The sequence below is a fragment of the Paenibacillus sp. NPDC057934 genome, from assembly GCF_042887565.1.
In the GTDB taxonomy this organism is placed as follows: domain Bacteria; phylum Bacillota; class Bacilli; order Paenibacillales; family Paenibacillaceae; genus Paenibacillus_AQ.
Window position 1 is genome coordinate 121,082 of record NZ_JBHVPB010000003.1, and the last position, 17,545, is coordinate 138,626.

General features: G+C 46.2%; 15 protein-coding genes. 14 read left to right on the plus strand and 1 reads right to left on the minus strand.

Annotated features, from left to right (window positions below; genetic code table 11):
* Positions 1-37: 37 nt before the first annotated feature.
* The 13 genes from purU (at position 38) to ACFVRY_RS08060 (ending at position 14,597) form a co-directional block, all read left to right on the plus strand.
* A complete protein-coding gene (gene purU, locus ACFVRY_RS08000) occupies positions 38-937 on the plus strand; it encodes a formyltetrahydrofolate deformylase (RefSeq protein WP_387499002.1) in 900 nt (299 codons plus the stop codon).
* A 235-nt stretch (positions 938-1,172) separates the two neighbouring features.
* Complete coding sequence (locus ACFVRY_RS08005) at positions 1,173-1,937, plus strand: CpaB family protein (RefSeq protein ID WP_387499004.1); 765 nt, start codon at positions 1,173-1,175, stop codon at positions 1,935-1,937.
* Between the two features lie 17 nt (positions 1,938-1,954).
* Positions 1,955-3,019, plus strand: a complete 1,065-nt coding sequence (locus ACFVRY_RS08010; protein ID WP_387499006.1) for a CpaE/TadZ family protein — start codon at positions 1,955-1,957, stop codon at positions 3,017-3,019.
* Positions 3,016-4,452, plus strand: a complete 1,437-nt coding sequence (locus ACFVRY_RS08015; RefSeq protein ID WP_387499008.1) for an ATPase, T2SS/T4P/T4SS family — start codon at positions 3,016-3,018, stop codon at positions 4,450-4,452. The genes ACFVRY_RS08010 and ACFVRY_RS08015 overlap by 4 nt, the downstream gene beginning before the upstream one ends.
* A 12-nt stretch (positions 4,453-4,464) precedes the next feature.
* Entirely contained in the window at positions 4,465-5,514 is a 1,050-nt protein-coding gene (locus ACFVRY_RS08020) for a hypothetical protein (protein WP_387499010.1), read from the plus strand.
* A 74-nt stretch (positions 5,515-5,588) separates the two neighbouring features.
* Positions 5,589-6,395, plus strand: coding sequence for a hypothetical protein (locus tag ACFVRY_RS08025; protein WP_387499012.1), 807 nt, complete (start codon positions 5,589-5,591; stop codon positions 6,393-6,395).
* A gap of 58 nt (positions 6,396-6,453) precedes the next feature.
* Complete coding sequence (locus ACFVRY_RS08030; protein WP_387499014.1) at positions 6,454-6,663, plus strand: hypothetical protein; 210 nt, start codon at positions 6,454-6,456, stop codon at positions 6,661-6,663.
* A gap of 6 nt (positions 6,664-6,669) precedes the next feature.
* Complete coding sequence (locus ACFVRY_RS08035) at positions 6,670-6,813, plus strand: hypothetical protein (protein WP_175370637.1); 144 nt, start codon at positions 6,670-6,672, stop codon at positions 6,811-6,813.
* Between the two features lie 15 nt (positions 6,814-6,828).
* Complete coding sequence (locus ACFVRY_RS08040) at positions 6,829-7,209, plus strand: hypothetical protein (RefSeq protein ID WP_387499016.1); 381 nt, start codon at positions 6,829-6,831, stop codon at positions 7,207-7,209.
* An 18-nt stretch (positions 7,210-7,227) separates the two neighbouring features.
* A complete protein-coding gene (locus ACFVRY_RS08045; protein ID WP_387499018.1) occupies positions 7,228-7,725 on the plus strand; it encodes a hypothetical protein in 498 nt (165 codons plus the stop codon).
* A 92-nt stretch (positions 7,726-7,817) separates the two neighbouring features.
* Positions 7,818-8,435 carry a hypothetical protein gene (locus ACFVRY_RS08050; protein ID WP_387499020.1) on the plus strand — a complete coding sequence of 206 codons (618 nt, stop codon included), beginning with the start codon at positions 7,818-7,820 and terminating at the stop codon, positions 8,433-8,435.
* Between the two features lie 295 nt (positions 8,436-8,730).
* A complete protein-coding gene (locus tag ACFVRY_RS08055) occupies positions 8,731-10,734 on the plus strand; it encodes a hypothetical protein (protein ID WP_387499022.1) in 2,004 nt (667 codons plus the stop codon).
* 11 nt (positions 10,735-10,745) lie between these two features.
* Positions 10,746-14,597 (plus strand): PKD/REJ-like domain-containing protein, encoded by a 3,852-nt coding sequence (locus tag ACFVRY_RS08060; protein WP_387499024.1) that lies wholly within the window; start codon positions 10,746-10,748, stop codon positions 14,595-14,597.
* Positions 14,598-14,629: 32 nt separating this feature from the next.
* Here the strand turns inward: ACFVRY_RS08060 and ACFVRY_RS08065 are convergent, their stop codons facing one another.
* Positions 14,630-15,259: a hypothetical protein gene (locus ACFVRY_RS08065; protein WP_387499026.1), complete on the minus strand. Its 630-nt coding sequence runs from the start codon at positions 15,257-15,259 to the stop codon at positions 14,630-14,632.
* 223 nt (positions 15,260-15,482) lie between these two features.
* Here ACFVRY_RS08065 and tkt point away from each other — a divergent pair, with 223 nt between their 5' ends.
* Entirely contained in the window at positions 15,483-17,525 is a 2,043-nt protein-coding gene (tkt, locus tag ACFVRY_RS08070) for a transketolase (protein WP_387499028.1), read from the plus strand.
* The last annotated feature ends 20 nt before the right edge of the window (positions 17,526-17,545 follow it).

The window sequence follows — 17,545 nt, forward strand, 5'->3', positions numbered from 1 at the left end:
GACATGCGCAAGTAGATGAGAGGGTGGAACACAGAACATGGAATTACATGTAAAAAGAGATCATTCTTCAAGCAGTCATCAATATCCGAACCGTGCGCGGATGCTCATTTCCTGTCCGGATGGTCCGGGAATTGTGGCGGCAGTATCGCATTTTCTACACCAGCACGGCGCCAACATTGTTCAGTCTGATCAATATACGATGGACCCGGATGGCGGCATGTTCTTCATGAGAGTAGAATTTGATCTTCCGGAGCTAGGGGAGCGGCTGGAAGAACTTCGCACACAATTCAGTGCAGTGGCTGACAAGTTCAAGATGGACTGGCAGATCTTCCAGGTGAGTCACAAGAAACGGCTAGCTATCTTTGTTTCCAAAGAAGATCATTGTTTGGTCGAGCTGCTTTGGCAGTGGCAGGCTGGTGATCTGGATGCTGAAATTGCTCTTGTAGTCAGCAATCACACGGATATGCAGGCTTATGTGGAATCCTTCGGCATTCCGTTCCATCATATCCCGGTTACTGCTGATACCAAGGCAGCAGCTGAGCAGCGGCAGCTTGAAGTCATCGGAGGCGACATTGATGTCATCATTCTGGCCCGCTATATGCAGATCATTTCGCCTTCATTCATCGAGCATTTCCGTCACAAGATCATCAATATTCACCATTCGTTCCTGCCCGCTTTCGTCGGTGGCAAGCCTTACGCACAGGCTTATCAGCGCGGGGTGAAAATAATCGGAGCTACGGCCCACTATGTAACCGAAGAGCTTGATGGCGGCCCGATTATTGAGCAGGACGTTCAGCGTGTCAGTCATAGCGATGATGTGAATGAACTGAAACGAATTGGTCGTACGATCGAGCGTGTGGTTCTGGCTCGTGCTGTTAAATGGCACATTGAAGATCGTATTCTTGTGCACAACAACAAGACTGTCGTGTTTAACTAATTCAACTAACTTTTCGGTGGACGCGGGTGCAACCCTTGCAAACCCGGCGTTCACCGGATTCTTCATCAGCCGGAATGCTCATTCCGCAGAACCCCTCAGTTTAATTCCTCTTAGATAATCGTATAATTTTCTAAATTCCCTACAGGTAAAAAAGCATTTTACCAGCATTTTGGATATCCATGCCAAAGTGCATTTTGTCGTGGGCAAAATTCGTATTTTGAAGGAGGCAGAGGGCTTGTCTTTACAGCGAAGGCATTTGCTAAAACGTAATTATTTTTTCGCATTTCTGATCCTGATTACAGGGTTCGGCGGGCTACTTGGCTACGATCTATATTTCAAGCCTTACGTGCTGGCCCAGACGGTAGTGAAGGTCAAGGTAGCAGACGGCAATTTTTTGCCTAAAAATTATGAGCTAACCGCTGCTGATCTGTACCTGGATTCGGTTCAGACCAAGGACATTCCTGCCGGTGTCATTACAGATATCCGGAAGGTCGAACATAAAATCACAAATGTCAATTTAACGAATGGAAGTATTCTCACGGACTACCTGATTGATGTCAGCGAGCTGGAACCTACGGCTGATGAAGGAATATTCCCAATTCCGAAGGAGGGGATTTATGCCATCAATGGTTCATTGCGCAGCCGGGACAAGGTGGATATCTATCTGGTAGAGGGTGATTCCCGCAATGTTAGTACAGCCAGAGAGCACAATGCTGCCAATGGTATAGATAACTCGCCAGGAGTTTCAAATGACGGTAAGGAGACTGGGGAGCTTCCTGATTCTGGAGCGTCGCTGTTTCTGGCTGGAGCCACAGTGAACTATGTGCGCTCGGAGGACAATAATGATGTACTCGACTCGGAGCATGGTAACACGAACAATCGGTTCACATCGACGGGGAAGGTCGCGTCACCTGAACTAAAGCTGAAGAAAAGTGATGGCAGGCGCTTAGGTCAATATTTGGAGCAGGGCAAGAAGCTGTGGATTGTGCGGGTGGAGTAGTAGGAGGGAGAACATAATTGAAGATTTTTAGCTTTGGAATGGATCAACTGACTGTCAATGAGATTAAAAATGCAGGCTTTACGGTCGTCACACAAAATGTGCTGCCTGATCCGCCCCATACGGAGGGACACATGCTTCTGGCAACCAGTGAGCAAGTGCCGGTACAGACTTTGCGTGAGCTGCGCCATAGGTACCCGGCAACGACGATTCTTTATCTGTATATGCAAAAGGGGGTTCACGGCTATCAGCCGGTGCATATGTTATGCGAGAGCCTGGGGATTCATTTTATTCCGCCTCGTTCAACCTCATCGGCGATTATCGAGAAAATCCATTTTATTCTGGAAGAGGATGGCGAGAAACGCAGCAATTTGGTTGGGTTTTTCGGGTCAGGTCCCGGAATCGGCTGTACAAGTGCGGCCAAGCTGTTTGCCTGGAGACTTGCTACGGCAGGCTTACGCGTGATTTTACTGGGTCTTGATTTGTATAATCCAGGCTTTGACCGTAAAACAACAATCAGCCTGGACAGGCTGCGTCCAAGAATTACAGGCAAGATGTTGCACGCTGAGGATTTCGAGCAACTGATCAAGCAGGATGGCTATGCCTATCTGCCGGGTAACTATGACTATTTGAGCGCTCAGGATTATCAGGAAGAGGAGATCGAGTATCTTTTGGCCCGGGCAGCGGAGAATGCCGATATCGTGATTGCTGATTTTGGTTCTATTCCGGAAAGTGCCGCCTGGTATGTGGGGATGCATCAATGTGCGCTGCGACTGATCGTTACTCACCCCAAACACGAATACAGGTTGGAACCGTTTTTGGAGTTGGCTGGTCATATGGATCTGGGACCACAGGATTTTCAATTGATCATTAACCGAAGCAATCTGGAAGAGATTACAACACCGAAAACCCTGGCCCATCGAATCGGCAGCGAAATTATGCTGGAAATTCCGTACGTTCAGCCTTTTCAGGATAATCTTCCGCTTGGCAAAAGAGAGCTTCAGCAGGTTGATGACAAGGTACGCTTCTTAATGGTGGCACTTGGACTGGCGCCAGAGGCACGGAAGAAGGGTTTGTTCTCATGATTAGTGTTCAGGAGCCATTTTCTCTGAAAAGAAGTGTGATGCGCAGCAGCAAGCCCGGGAAGGAAGATTTCTATGCTTTTTTGCAAAAAATGAAAAATGATATGAATGCGGGATTGGAGCGGGAGGATGATTACTATTTCCAGCTCAATGCCAAGGCGCTGATTGGTGATCCCCAGGCCGTCAGCTATTTCATGAATGAAATTGAGAAGTATTTACGCAAAACACCGTTTACAGGCCAGGTGCCAGAGGCATACCGGACAGCAGCGGAGGCACTTTTCCACGAATGGAAGGGCTTTGGTCCAGCCTACCGCTGGTTTACAGACCGGGCATATAGCGAGTCTACGGGACTGCAGATGATTGGAAAACAAATCTTTTATAACCACAAAGGACAGTTTGTCTCTTATCCGTACGAGATGCCCTCTCTGGATCGGGTGGAACAGCTAAAGCGATCTTTGCTGAAGAGTGATCCTAACAAAAAGCTGAACAAGGATCACCCTTCGGTGGAGTTTAAAATGGATGATCCACTCTGGCCCGGACGTTTCATCCGGCTGGCAATATGGGTATCCCCGAGGGTGTGGGAAGGCTTTACAACAATTTCGCTGAGACGGCAGGTTGTAGAGTTTCTTGATCTGGATGATCAGGCTGGCACGGAATGTATCCCGGCAGAGGCCGTGGAGTTAATTCGGGCGCTCGCAGGGACATTCCGCAACACGATTATTGCAGGCGCAGTCGGTTCGGGTAAAACAACGTTTGCCAATACGATTGTCGGTGAGCAACTACTCGGTTCATCCTCCTGTATGGGAGTGGTGATGATTGAGAAGCATCCGGAATCGACTTTGCCGTATCAGATTAAGGGTCACCGGATTATTCCGATTCAGGCCGCCAATGAGGAATTGATGGAGGTAGGCGTGGAATCGCTGCGGCATGACCCGAATATCGTCTACATGACTGAAATGCGTTACAACGAATGGGAGTTCTATCTTTGGAGCGGCGAAAAGGGCTATGACGGCATCACGGGTACGTTTCACACGGTTGATTCAGAAGATATTCCGTATCAGGGGGCTTTTGCTGTATCGACCCGTATTGGTGGGAGTCTGGAGGGACATTTGATTTCTGCCCTGAAGGCTTGTGAACTGGTCTTTATTCTGGAGAGTATTCCGAACGGGAAGAAGCGGTTGGCCCGTATCTCGGAGGTATTTTATGATGAGGCCCGTAATTCGGTTTTTGCGAATGATCTGATGCGCTGGGATGAGGAGCGGAGAGAGTGGACATACAACGATAAGCTGACAGAAGCTCTGATGAGCAAAATGTTGAAGAAAAATGCCACCGCCGCCAAAATACTGCTTAAAGAGCTTGGACATCTAGCTGGTCTCAAACCGATGGCACAGCCCCTGAAGGAAAGTTTAAAATCGAGGATTGTTCTTAACAAGTAAGGTGGTGAATCTATGAATCTTTTGCAGTATTTACTACGGTTTGCTCTGCATGTTCTCGTGGTATGGGCATTATGGCTGATGATTAAACCGCTCGTGGAGCAGCATTTGCGGCAGTTTGGGGGCAAGTTGGACCAGAAGTTGCACCGTAAGGCCAGTATGTTCGGGCAAAAGGTCAGCAGGTTTCGAAAGAGCCTGTGGATTTATCGCCATCTGGACCATCTGCTATATTTTGCCCAGCGGAAGTACGAGCCCGGGATCAGCGTGATGCGTTTTATGTTTGGTTCCGGCATTGTGTTTATAGCTGTTTTCTTATCTGGTCTACTGACACTAAGCGAGCTTCCCGGTCGTTTGAGCTTCGCTAATCCTTTTATGGAGGGGGTCACGTTTAAGCAGGGGGTACCCATTCAAGGGGCGTGGCGTTTTCCGTTATTTGCAGCCTTTATTTCTGCGATGATTCCTTACTTTCGACTAAGGTATGTCCATGCGCAGCGTAAGGTGCGAGGGAGCTATGACCTGCTGGACGTGGTGAAAATATCGACTAAATTCACACATCTATCGGTAGATTCCATTTTGAACAAAACAGCTGATTTCCTCACAGAAGATAATGTGCTGAAGACCCCGCTCAAGCTGCTTGGCGCCGCCTTTTCCAATTACAGTAATGAAAGAGAGTTGAATGAGGAGGCTGCACGCTTCTCTTCCGCGATTGGAACAACCTTCGCTGTGGAGTTTGTGTCAGATTTGCTGTATTCGGAGAAGGAAGGCACACGTTATCTGAAGAACTCGCTCATGATGCTGAACCGTTCGATGGAGCAGCAGCGGGAGACCATTATTTCGGTAAAAGCAAATAGTAGAGACGCAATCAGCCTGGGGCTGTACGGTAATTTGGTAGTGCTATTTTCTTCTGTCGGAACCTTCATCTACATGCTGAAACCTGATGTGTATATGCGACTGCAGTTCGAGACCCCGGTCGGCCTGACCTTTTTGATGATTATTATTACGGGACTCTTTGTTTCCTTTGTCATCAGCACGGTTCTTGCCAGACCTAAACTGGACTACCATTAAGGTGATGAACTATGGATAGATTATTTTTATTGCTTGCTACTTTGGGAGTTGCGTACGTTGCGTTGTTAGTTTTTGTGAGCAGTAGCAGTAAGCAGGAACGCTATATTCTAAGACTTGCTCTAAAGTGGAACAAGCTTGGCGAGCGTGTGCAAAACAACCGTCTACAGCAGCTGCTGGACCATAGCGGATTACCTGTATCGGCCCGGAAAATCACCCTGTTTCGCTACTCTGTAGCGCTTCTCTATCTGCTACTCCAGATTATCGGGGATTTCATCCGTGCTTCCCCATTTTCACTCTATGATCCACTGATTGCAGGCCTCATTCTTCTGGTTACCAGCCCTGTACGTTATCTTCCATTCGGCTGGTTGCTGTCATGGTATCACCAGAGAACTATGGTGCAAAAGGATGGCGAGCTGATCTCCTTCATTCGTCTATATGAGAATAACCGACTGCGCAAGCATGGATATGTCCAGCTGTCTGCTTTTTGTGGAGGCTCTGCCGATCATTTTCAGTATATTCGTCAGGATCTACACGAGTTGTCAGAACGCGCGGTCGATGAAGGGGTGGAACCGGCCATAGAATGGTTTTGTGGAAGGTTTCCGGCGAACCATAGCTTTATTAACGATATTCGTTCTATCTTGCTGGCTACCGAGAGTATGGACGACGATGTGGAAGCCGCCAACTATTTGCGAGAACAGGGGAAAATCATCTCGAAAATCTCCAGTGATCAGTATTTGAGAAAATGGTCCTTTATTGGGGATATCTCAACGATTGTGAACGTTATTCCGTCGATCGCCACGTTTTTGATGATTGTTTGTCTGGCGATGCAGTACATCATGCTAATAAAAGGTAATTTTGGCGGGGTGGGGATGTTTCAGTGAAAAATTGTCATATTCAAGAATTGAATAAAAATATACAATTAAAAGGGAGAAATTAACAATGAAAAAAGATGCTATTTCTACAGGTATGTTTATCGCTATCGGATTTTTGTGCGTTGCCATCGTTATTGCTATCCTGGTTCCTGTTGTCCGGGAGGTCGTTAATAATGCGCGTGATAGTAAACCAGACATTCCTAAAGTGATGAGTGTACAACCGTCAGGGCAGATTCAAAGTGCTGCAACCCATTTGTTGACAGACAGCGAAGTGTAACAAGTTATGAAAAAGGACTCTATCTCAGTTGCGCTTTTTCTAGCCATTGGCTTTGTCATCGCCGGGATATTTATTACTGCAGCTACTGGCATCATTGGCGATAGCCAAGATGACATCATTACTTACACAAAGCAAGTAGAACAGTACTAGAAGGGGGCAGAATCCGTGAAAGCGACTGTCCTCAGGGCATTGTTCATGTGGCTCGTCCTCTTTATTATTTTGCAGCCCATATTCACTTATCTTGATTATTTGCTCGATCTGCAGGTGAAGGCGAACACGTCATTTTTGACTCAAAAGGCAGCTACTGAGGGAATGGTTACCTCTGCAATGAGAAGCGAAGTGATATCTAACCTGAAGGCGGTCGGCTTTCCCGAAGCTTCGATCTCAATCACCAGCAGTACGGAGGCTGTACAGGAGCGCAAGCAGCGGATTGATGTGTATGTAACGGCACCGCGACTAAATCTATTTCCTTACAAATTCTCCGGTACGTCGCAGCCGACACGTTATTACGGGCATGGATCTATCATGAGTGAGTATTTGGACTAGATAGGGATGGGCTAACAGATGGACTATATTATCAAACTGGCTTTTGTACTGCTGATCTTCGTTTATTCCTGGTTTTTTCAGATTCAAAATCAAGAATGGGACACGCTGCGGGGCATGCTGAAGGATGCCGGTAACGTTGCAGTCCATGATGCCGCACAAGAAATGGATGAGGCTGCCCGCGCACAGGGACGACTGATTATCGACCCCGTCCAAGCTTATGCGACCTTTGAGGATTCGCTTCGTCATAATTTGGGTCTAGGTAATGATCTCTCTCCTAAAGTAGGAAGTAGATTTCGAGAAAAGGTCAAAATTGTAAAGTTCGAAATCGTAGATGAATCTAAAGAAGTAAGTTTCCCGCTACTCTATGAGGACCGCAAATACGGCATCACCAAATATATACAAGGTCCTTCCGTTATAGCGGTGATAGAAACTAAGCATCCGGTATTAATTGCTAGAACAAAAATGCAAGAAGCCATTACCGTACCAGCAGTTCAGGAGTACAAGTACAATAAGTAGTTTAAGCGGCAATCGGAGTCTTTGAGGATAGTTTTATCCCGGGCTCTATTCCCTTAATAAATAACCAATTGAATTCGAGGAGAGAGCGAACGATGAAAAAGGCGATGGTAAAGACAGGTTTGGCAACAGTAATGATGTTTGGGGCGGTGTTGGGGCATGGTGGAGTAACAAATGCAGAGGCAGTTCCAGCTTCTAGCAAAACTCAAACGGTGATGACGGATAACCTGTTCAAGTATGGCTTGAAAAAGGACGTTGAGCTGCCGGTAACGGTGACTGCCGGAGGATTGAGCTACACGCTGGAGAAGATTATGATTTTTGATTCCAAGTCGAAGGACGCTCAGGCGCTGATTAAAAAGTACGGGTATACAGGTACAGAATCCGCAAAGTACTTTATCTGGACTAAAATCACGGTAGAGAACAAGAGCGGAAATACTGTTCAAAAAAGCTACGAGGATTTAAAAGAGAAATGGGTGTTGAACTTTGGAGGGGATTATAGCGCATATGTGACAATGCCATTAACTACTGTTAACGTGGCAAACTATAAACCTAATAATAATGAAGCACTATGGTCATGGAGTCTGAAGCCTGGTCAAAAGCTTAGTACTTATCAAGCTCATTTATACAATGAAGATTTTAAAGAATTCTATGTAAGTGTTAATAATAAGGGGAATCAGAACTTTGTAGAAATCGTAAAGGCAACTGATAAATAGTATGAAAAATAAATATTCATGGCTAATCGCATCTATTGTTACGATACTCATTTTAGATTCATTTCCAATAAATCCTGTACATGCTGCGGATGTTAAGCAGGAAAGCCTCAACATACCAGTTTCGAGAGAACTGATTGGTTCAAATAACAGTGCAAAAACGTTTTATCTGGATTTGCCAAGTGGAGTCACTAGCCTCACGATTAAGGCAGGAACACTTAAATATTCTGGTAGTAATAGTGTTGTGGGAGCTATAGCAGTTGAAAATGAAAAAATAAAGATCACACTAAAAGGCACTGTGAAAGATGAAATATTTAGCGTCAAAGGAAAGAATTTAATACAGACTCCAAAAGGGGTAAAGTTGGAGAACTTCATAACTAATCCAGGTAACTCTATTTGGCGTTATGCGGATGGTCGGCGTTGGCAGATTAACGACTATAAAGAGAATAAAGGATATAACGAAAGTTACAATGTTGACGCTACAGATAATACAATGCCGTCGGGAGCACCACCTACAAGAAAAGTATCTACTAAAACTAATCCTGTCGATCCAAGCGCAGCCACATGGTTTAAAACCAATGAGACAGATATAGTACCTTCTAGTAATATTGTGCAGTCAAGTATTCAACTAAATCCCCTTTCTCTTGTAGGAGATGTGGGAAGTATCGGTATCAAAGATGGGAAGTTTATTATTTCCTACTCTCTTCCATCTCAAAATTTTGAAATGGAAGAAGTTTCAGATAGATTTGATAAAGGGATATGGGTGGAAGGACGATTGTACTATATCACCCTGCCATACTACTTTACTGCGACAGCCAAGCTGACCTCTTATAGCTATTCCGGTAACGTCACCTTCGACTACACCCTTCCCACAGAGCCAACACTTACCGGTAGCGCAACAATCATCAAACCGAACCCGAACCCAGCGCTATATGAAGGCAAGGACGTACCGGCTACACTCTCCCTGAAAGGCGATCTAGCTGCCTACACTAATACCTCTAACATCAGCGAATGGATCTTCTACGCCAAGGAAAAAGGCGCTGACAGTACCCTGCAAATTAAAAAGGAATACAGTAAGGTGCTTTCGGCCAACAAAGAGTTTTCGTTCACCATACCGAAGGCCAAAATGACCAATAAAGACAAATTCGAGCAGCCGTATTCCCTGACGGTGGTCGTGAGGTTTACAAAGCCGGTGGAGACTAAAGCCGGAACGATTACTTCCTTGGAGAAAACCTTCACGCCAGTTGTTGAAGTATCCATAACTCCGATCATGCCTACACCTCCACCTTCAGGCGGAGGAGGTCAACCCTCCAAGCTATTACCACCAGTAGCTGTACTGGATACGCCAGATGAAGTCATGGCTGGAGAAGATTTTATGGCCGACGGAAGGGATTCTTATGATAAGGATGGAACGATCGTGGATTACAAGTGGACAACTCCTAATGCCATGAGTCCTGTGGCCGGTCCATACGGTTATACCTGGTATGACTTAAATCAGGTCGGAATCACGCAACGAGTTAGTCTGAGAGTCATTGACAATGATGGACTGGCCAATTCAACCTCCCGTCAGATTAAAGTAATTAAGCCGATACCGGAAGCCAGTCTGGAGATTGGGGGGACGAAGAAAGAGAATCGGAAAGTCATTATCAAGGATGCGAGTACAAGCCCGTACTATTATCCGATCGATCCAGCCAAGACAAGGTTTAGCCTTGAAGCTGTTTCCGGGGGAACGAATGAGGATATCAAATACAGCGGAACGCTTTCAGGCTTCAATGAAAAGGATGTGCTATTTAAGAAACCCGGAAAGTATAAGGCTACCATCAGTGTGACGAATACGGCAGGATTTTCCGATTCAACAAGTGTTAGCTTTGATATCGTTCCGGATCAGCCGCCAGTGGCGTATTTTTCAGCGCCTAGTAAGGTCTATCGTTCACCTGATCAGGGGAACAGAGCTATCGTTTCGTTAAGCGATCTGTCATTCTCCACAGACTGGGACTTCATTGGCCATCGGAAATGGGAGTATCGGTACGATTCAAACAATAATGGCAGCTTTGACGATGAAACTTGGCGTGTGTTCAGTGATGAGAACAAAGCAGTATTGAATTTGGAGCTTCTGGAGGTCGGTAAATATGAAATCCGCCTTACCGTTACGGAAGAGTTTGACCAGCCAACGATTCCGGAATTTGTGACCGCTGCAGACCGTAGATCTGCGGATTCGTACACGAGCAAGCCGCCTCAATCAGTGACAGAGCGAATTGTAAACGTAATGAACCGCGCACCGGAAGTCGATTGGTCTTGGTAAGGAGGAACCGAATGTTGAGACAACAGATGAAACGATTATTTAATGTGATGTTGGCGTTAACGATACTATTGCCGCTGTTCATTTTCCCTAGAGAGCAGAAGGTAAGTGCTGCAGGAGAAGTGATCGAATTTAATGATATTGAGGTTCCCGCCGTACACTTAACAGCAGCCGCTGAAAATGGATATCAAATCGATATGGCACTAGACATCCCTGCGTATACATTTACCAATATCAGGTGGAATCAGATCACTGGGGATCTTACCATGAATATTTCAGATCCTCGGCCGACCTCATGGACCACTAGGAGGGCTGCTGTAGGACAAACATCCTATAATGGTCGGCCTCACGGTTTTGCAAATTATGTAACAACCGTCTTTCATCTTGGTCTGGATGGTCAAGATTGGCAAATAAATAATTCATCTTCAGGTTATTCTACCGGACCAGATTTAGCCAATGGAGACATTTCACCAACATATAGTATGCCTCGAAGTGGGTTTCCAATGATGACCTACGAATCAAGTTGTCAAGACGCACAAGGATATTGGTGGATGTGTTACCCAGACATTTCACCGACTTATGTAATCAAGGGTTTGCCTAAAAAGCCTACTTCGGTTGCTGTTGAGGTCAGGGCGATGGAATTCTACTTTGTAAAATATGGTAGATTTAGCGATGAGACTATTGAAAAGAACCAAGAATACGGAATTACCGATTACCGGGTATTCTCCTTAAACACCAATAAAAAACCAAACATTTCGTTGCTCACTCCAAACGGAATAACGCTCATGAATGAGCCGGGTTTTAACATTTTAAATGTGGAAGGGAATGTACAAGATCCAGACAATGACACGTTGGAGGTGATCGCGGAGATCCCGAATGTGTTTTACAAAAGGATCACCGTCCCCAACACGGGAGCAGCGAAACATTTCACGATACCCATTGATGTTATACAGGAAAATATACCGCCTGGCAATTATAACGTGCATGTAAAAGCGGTTGATCCATTTAACTTGAAAGCTGAAGCGGTTATGAACTTCAGCGTGATCAACCGGCTCAGGAACAATACCTTTCTTCTGGTCAATTCATCTATAGATGTAAGTACCGTGTTTACAGATTACGAAGGTGATCCCAAGCATCAGGAACGATATAAGTACGAGCATGATCCCTATTTCTTTGATAATAGCATGGGCATCATACCAGACAGTGGATTATGGCGCTCGGATAAATATTATTCGTTCCCGTACAGCGGTGCCTATACTGCAGTCTTTCAAGCCAAAGATAATCCGAAAACCGATGGTCGGTTCGATGAATATCGCATGTGGAGCCGGGATAACTTGTCTGCGATGACTTTCCTTGTGCATCGAAAGCCAATAGCTTTATTCACCGCGATGCTTGCAGGCGGGGCTCTACAACTTACGGACAACAGCTACGATCTTGATCACATAAATTCCTCTAACAGAGGGATTTCGAGTAGGGAATGGCAGTATAAAAAAACAAAGTCAGAGGTCTGGATGGAAGGAGCGCCACCTACATATCTTCCTACCTTAGATCAATATGATATACGTCTAAGAGTACGGGATGTTGACGGGGTGAATGGGCTCGGGGTGTGGAGTGATTGGTGCCAGCGGACAGTCGGAGCTGCGGGAAATCTGCCGCCAGTGGCCCTATTTACGGTAGATCCCAATATTGTGTCTTATCGTAAAGCGACCACCATTACAGACCGTTCTTTCGATCCTGACAATGATCCCCTGGATATTTACAGTTGGTCTGTGATCAAAAATGGCTGGCAAGAAGTATGGCCTTATTATGGAGGCCCAGCTATACCGCCGAATATCGCCCAATTTGGGGAAGGAACTTATCAAATATACCTAAGAGTACATGATAACCGCGGGCTCTGGTCAGAGCCTTATATTCAAACCGTACAGGTTATGAATCATCCACCAGCCGCTGCTTTTAGTATGCCGGCAGAAGTGTATCGGGACACGGTCACTACAATGAAAAACATGACACCGGACCCGGATGAAGATGGAGATAACCTGACCTATCAATGGAACGCGAGAATCAATAATAGTCCATACTACTATTCAGGCAATAACCGAGACCAGGTCATGACCATTCGGGATCTGATAGCTCGAAGTGGCATCTCCCAGAAACAAGCCATTTCAGATGGGTGGGAAATGCGTCTGACCGCTTCAGATGGTTCACTCAGTTCCAGTGCTACGCGATTGTTTAAGGTGTTAAACCATGTTCCGGCAGCAGCAATTAATGGACCTGAATCCGTTTTCCAATATGACACTGAAATTTACAAGTCAGGTGCTGAGGATCTTGATCCTTCCGACGTGAGCAGTTTGCAATATTACTGGAAGATAACGAACAGTGATGGCCAAGTGCTTTCTTACCGAACTAAAGATGTTCAGATCAGCTTCCCGGAGACAGGGATTTACATGCTGGAGCATTGGGCCGTGGACCAGATCGGGGATAAGTCGAATATAGCATCCATGAAAGTGAATGTGGCTCCAAATTTACCGCCTAAGATGACTTTAACTTCTCCATCTGGAACGGTTGCAGCACCTACATTGTTAGATGCTGAGAAGCAAGGCGATCCTCTTATCGAGTGGACATATTCCGATCCGGAAAATAATCCGCAGGAAAAGTATCGGCTGGAGTTCTTCACCAAAGAGGGATTACTGGCTAAAAGCGTTGAAAATCCGGACACTACCGGTTTCATTCGGCAATATCAAGTTCCTAACGGAACTTTCGAACGCTTTGAATATTTCACAGTTTTAGGGCGGGTCTATTCCAAGGGTTCGTGGTCTGAGGTTTCCAATGAAAAATCGTTCATCCTCGATAACCCACCGAGACCTGGGTTTACGATGACCACGGATACTGGCAAGGATGCCACAAAGGTACCGATATATCGGACGGATGTGCTAAGTATCAAGAGCATAGCTTCTGATCCAGACGAGCCGAAGGGAGACATTCTGTCCTATAAATACTATCTTAAGGCTTCTAGCGGAGCAGAAGCACTGGCCAGTTCACAGCAGGACTTCATCAAGCAGTTCACTACAAACGGTACATTTACATACCGTCAGGTAGTTACCGATTCGCTGGGGCTGTTCAGAGAGCTATCCCAAAATATCACCGTGGTGAATCGGTTGCCGAAGGTCAACATCACTTATCCAACGAGTGACAACCCGAATAAGCCGACCATCACCAGCACGCTCACTCCAATCATCCAGTGGGATTATCAGGATGAGGATGGAGACCTTCAGCAACGTTTCCGTGTGAGAATTATCAATCTGGCCACAGGAGCGATAAAAGTACAATCTGGAGATCAAGTGTCAGGTGTGAAGCAGTGGCAGATTCCGGCGGGGGCTCTGATCGAGAATGAAAAGTATGCCGTCGAGGTTGATGTATTTGACGGATTTGATTGGAGTAATGCTTCCGCACGGAAATATCTCATGGTGAATTTGTTGAGCGTTAAAGGCGAAGTGAAGCATACGGAAGAGTGGAATTTGAATCGACAGAATTATAATCTGAAGAAGAGTGGCGACAGAGAGCAGCCGCGGGGTTATAGCGTGTTTTGGGCGGGAGAGAAATTTATTTTCCTGGCGGACACTACAGGGTTGCCGGATACGGTGGAGGTGACTATGCCGGGCGGGTACAGCACACAGCTGCGTCCGGACAATGAGGATAAGCTGGTATGGAAGGGGGAACTGTATGATTCCTCTTTTGAAAAGCTGCCTGACGGCCCCCTTACGTTCACCTTCACGGCTACGAACGAATATCAGGTCAAAATAGATAAGATAACAGTTCAAATCTTGGACGATTGGTCAGCGTATTTCCGGTTTCATCGTATAAAATAGTAAGAATGAACGGCGGAGGAGGGTCGATTAGATTAGATAACGGCTTCCTCTGCCTGTTCGTTTATATCTCTCATTATTCTGGAGGTGCCAGAGGTCATAATGATCTTGTCTGAGTGAGCCGCGTTGTAATTGATCTTGCGCAGGTAATAGCATAGCTTGCCACTATAAATCTTATGGTGATACAACGAGAGGGCGAAGTCCTCTGGCGTAACGAAACAAGATGGTTTATTTACAGGAGTATTCTGGGTTTCTTCGAAGACAGACGCGACGAAATGTGAGCAGAAATAGGCATTTTCCCTGTCGATTTTAATATTAAATAATACTCCAACCAGACCCAGCAAATGATACTTGTAACGATCCTGGTGTTTCATCATGCCCTGAACGTGATTATACATAGTATCGTATTCCTCAGGGGATACCTTTAATTGATAAATGGCACAGTTTGCACTGTTGTAAAAAGGGTCCACAAAGTTCTCTCGTATAAGCCCGGCGACAAACGGGTTGTACATTTTTTTCCTGCCGAAGCTGTAGACTTCCCTCAACTCAGGATCAAAGGCAATGGAGGCGTGATTCAGATTGGCCCTTGTGAACAAGCGGATAAAGCCGCTAAAAGCAGTCCCCGTTCCGGTCAACACAATATAGATATGTTTGCTTTGAGTCATGTCCTAGATCCCTTTCTGCTGGTATTAATGGATATTTCGGTAAAATTCTGTTTGAGTAATTCCATCTTACTGTATAATCCGTCGTTGTAAAACAAACTTTAGTCTTAAACAAATACTGGACCTGAGACCAGTGCGCACAAAAAGAAATGGTAATGCTTCTACACTAGTGATACAATAAGAGTCAAAATGACATTCTTGAGATTTCAGAGGAGGACAATTTAAAATGAGTGATTCCACACAAGCTATCCAGAAGGAAGAGAACTCCACAATCGACAATCTGGCGATCACAACGATCCGTACCCTGTCCATTGATGCAATTGAAAAAGCAAATTCCGGACATCCAGGTATGCCGATGGGTTCCGCACCGATGGGCTATCAATTGTTTGCAAAAACAATGAATCATAACCCGGAACATCCGACATGGGTGAACCGTGACCGTTTTGTATTGTCAGCAGGACATGGCTCGATGTTGCTTTACAGCCTCTTGCACCTTAGTGGTTATGATCTGCCTATGGACGAATTGAAGCAATTCCGCCAATGGGGCAGCTTGACACCAGGACACCCTGAATTCGGCCACACTGCCGGCGTTGACGCTACAACAGGCCCGCTCGGACAAGGGATCGGGATGGCTGTAGGGATGGCACTGGCTGAAGCTCAACTGGGTGCTACGTATAACAAAGATCAACATAAAATCGTCGACCACTTTACCTATGCGATCTGTGGTGATGGCGACTTGATGGAAGGAATTTCTTCCGAGTCCGCTTCTCTCGCTGGACATTTGAAGCTGGGCAAGTTGGTAGTTCTGTACGATTCCAATGATATCTCCCTCGACGGCAAGCTGAACCTGGCGTTCTCCGAGAACGTTGCTCAGCGTTTTGAAGCTTATGGCTGGCAAGTGCTGCGTGTAGAGGATGGTAACGATCTTCCTGCGCTGGAACAAGCGATTGCTGAAGCGCAAGCTGAATTGAACAAACCAACATTGATCGAAGTCAAAACCGTTATCGGTTATGGTAGCCCGAACAAGCAAGGTAAAGGCGGTCATGGTGGTACACACGGTTCTCCGCTGGGTGCAGAAGAAGCGAAGCTGACCAAGGAATTCTACAAATGGGTATACGAAGAGGATTTCTATGTGCCGGATGAAGTTCGTGCACGTTTTGCAGAAGTGAAAGACAAAGGGATTGCCGCGAACAAAGCATGGGACGAGCAGTTCGCTGCTTATAAAAAAGCGTATCCTGAACTGGCTGCCCAGTTCGAAACCGCTCTGAATGGTGATCTTCCGCAAGGCTGGGATGCTAATCTTCCGTTCTACACAACAGAAGATAAAGCCGTATCCACACGTGTGGCTTCCGGTAGTGCACTGAACGGTTTGGCTCCAAGCGTACCACAACTGGTTGGTGGTTCTGCAGACCTTGAGAGCTCCACAATGACTCACCTGAAAGATCTGTCTGTATTTACATCTGAATCCTATGAAGGCCGCAACATCTATTTCGGCGTTCGTGAATTCGGTATGGCAGCAGCGATGAACGGGATTGCACTGCACAGCGGTCTGAAAGTATTCGGCGGTACGTTCTTCGTATTTACTGATTACTTGCGTCCGGCAGTTCGTCTGGCTTCCATTATGAAGCTACCTGTAACCTATGTTCTGACTCACGACAGTATCGCTGTTGGTGAAGATGGTCCTACTCACGAGCCTATCGAACAATTGGCTTCCCTGCGGATCATTCCAGGTCTTACTGTGATTCGTCCGGCAGATGCCAACGAAACTTCGGCAGCTTGGGCGTATGCACTGGAGAACAAGTCTAACCCAGTAGCATTGGTGCTTACCCGCCAAAACCTGCCGATCCTGGCTGGTACTGTGGAAGGCGTGCGCGAGAACATCAAACGCGGTGGATACGTTGTTTCCGATGCGAAGAATGGCACACCACAAGCACAAATTATTGCGACTGGTTCCGAAGTTCAACTGGCAGTGAAAGCACAAGCTGCTTTGGCTGAAGAAGGCATTGATGTTCGTGTTATCAGCTTGCCGAGCTGGGATCTGTTCGAGAAACAAGACAAAGCTTACCGCGATTCCGTGATCCTGCCGGGAGTTAAAGCCCGTCTGGCGATTGAAATGGCACAAACCTTCGGTTGGGAACGTTACACGGGAGATCAAGGCGATATCCTGGGTATCACAACCTTCGGTGCTTCCGCGCCTGGCGATACTGTAATCAAAGAGTATGGTTTCACCGTGGAAAATGTAGTTAGCCGCGTAAAAGCATTGCTGTAAGCTATTGCAACTATAGGGGG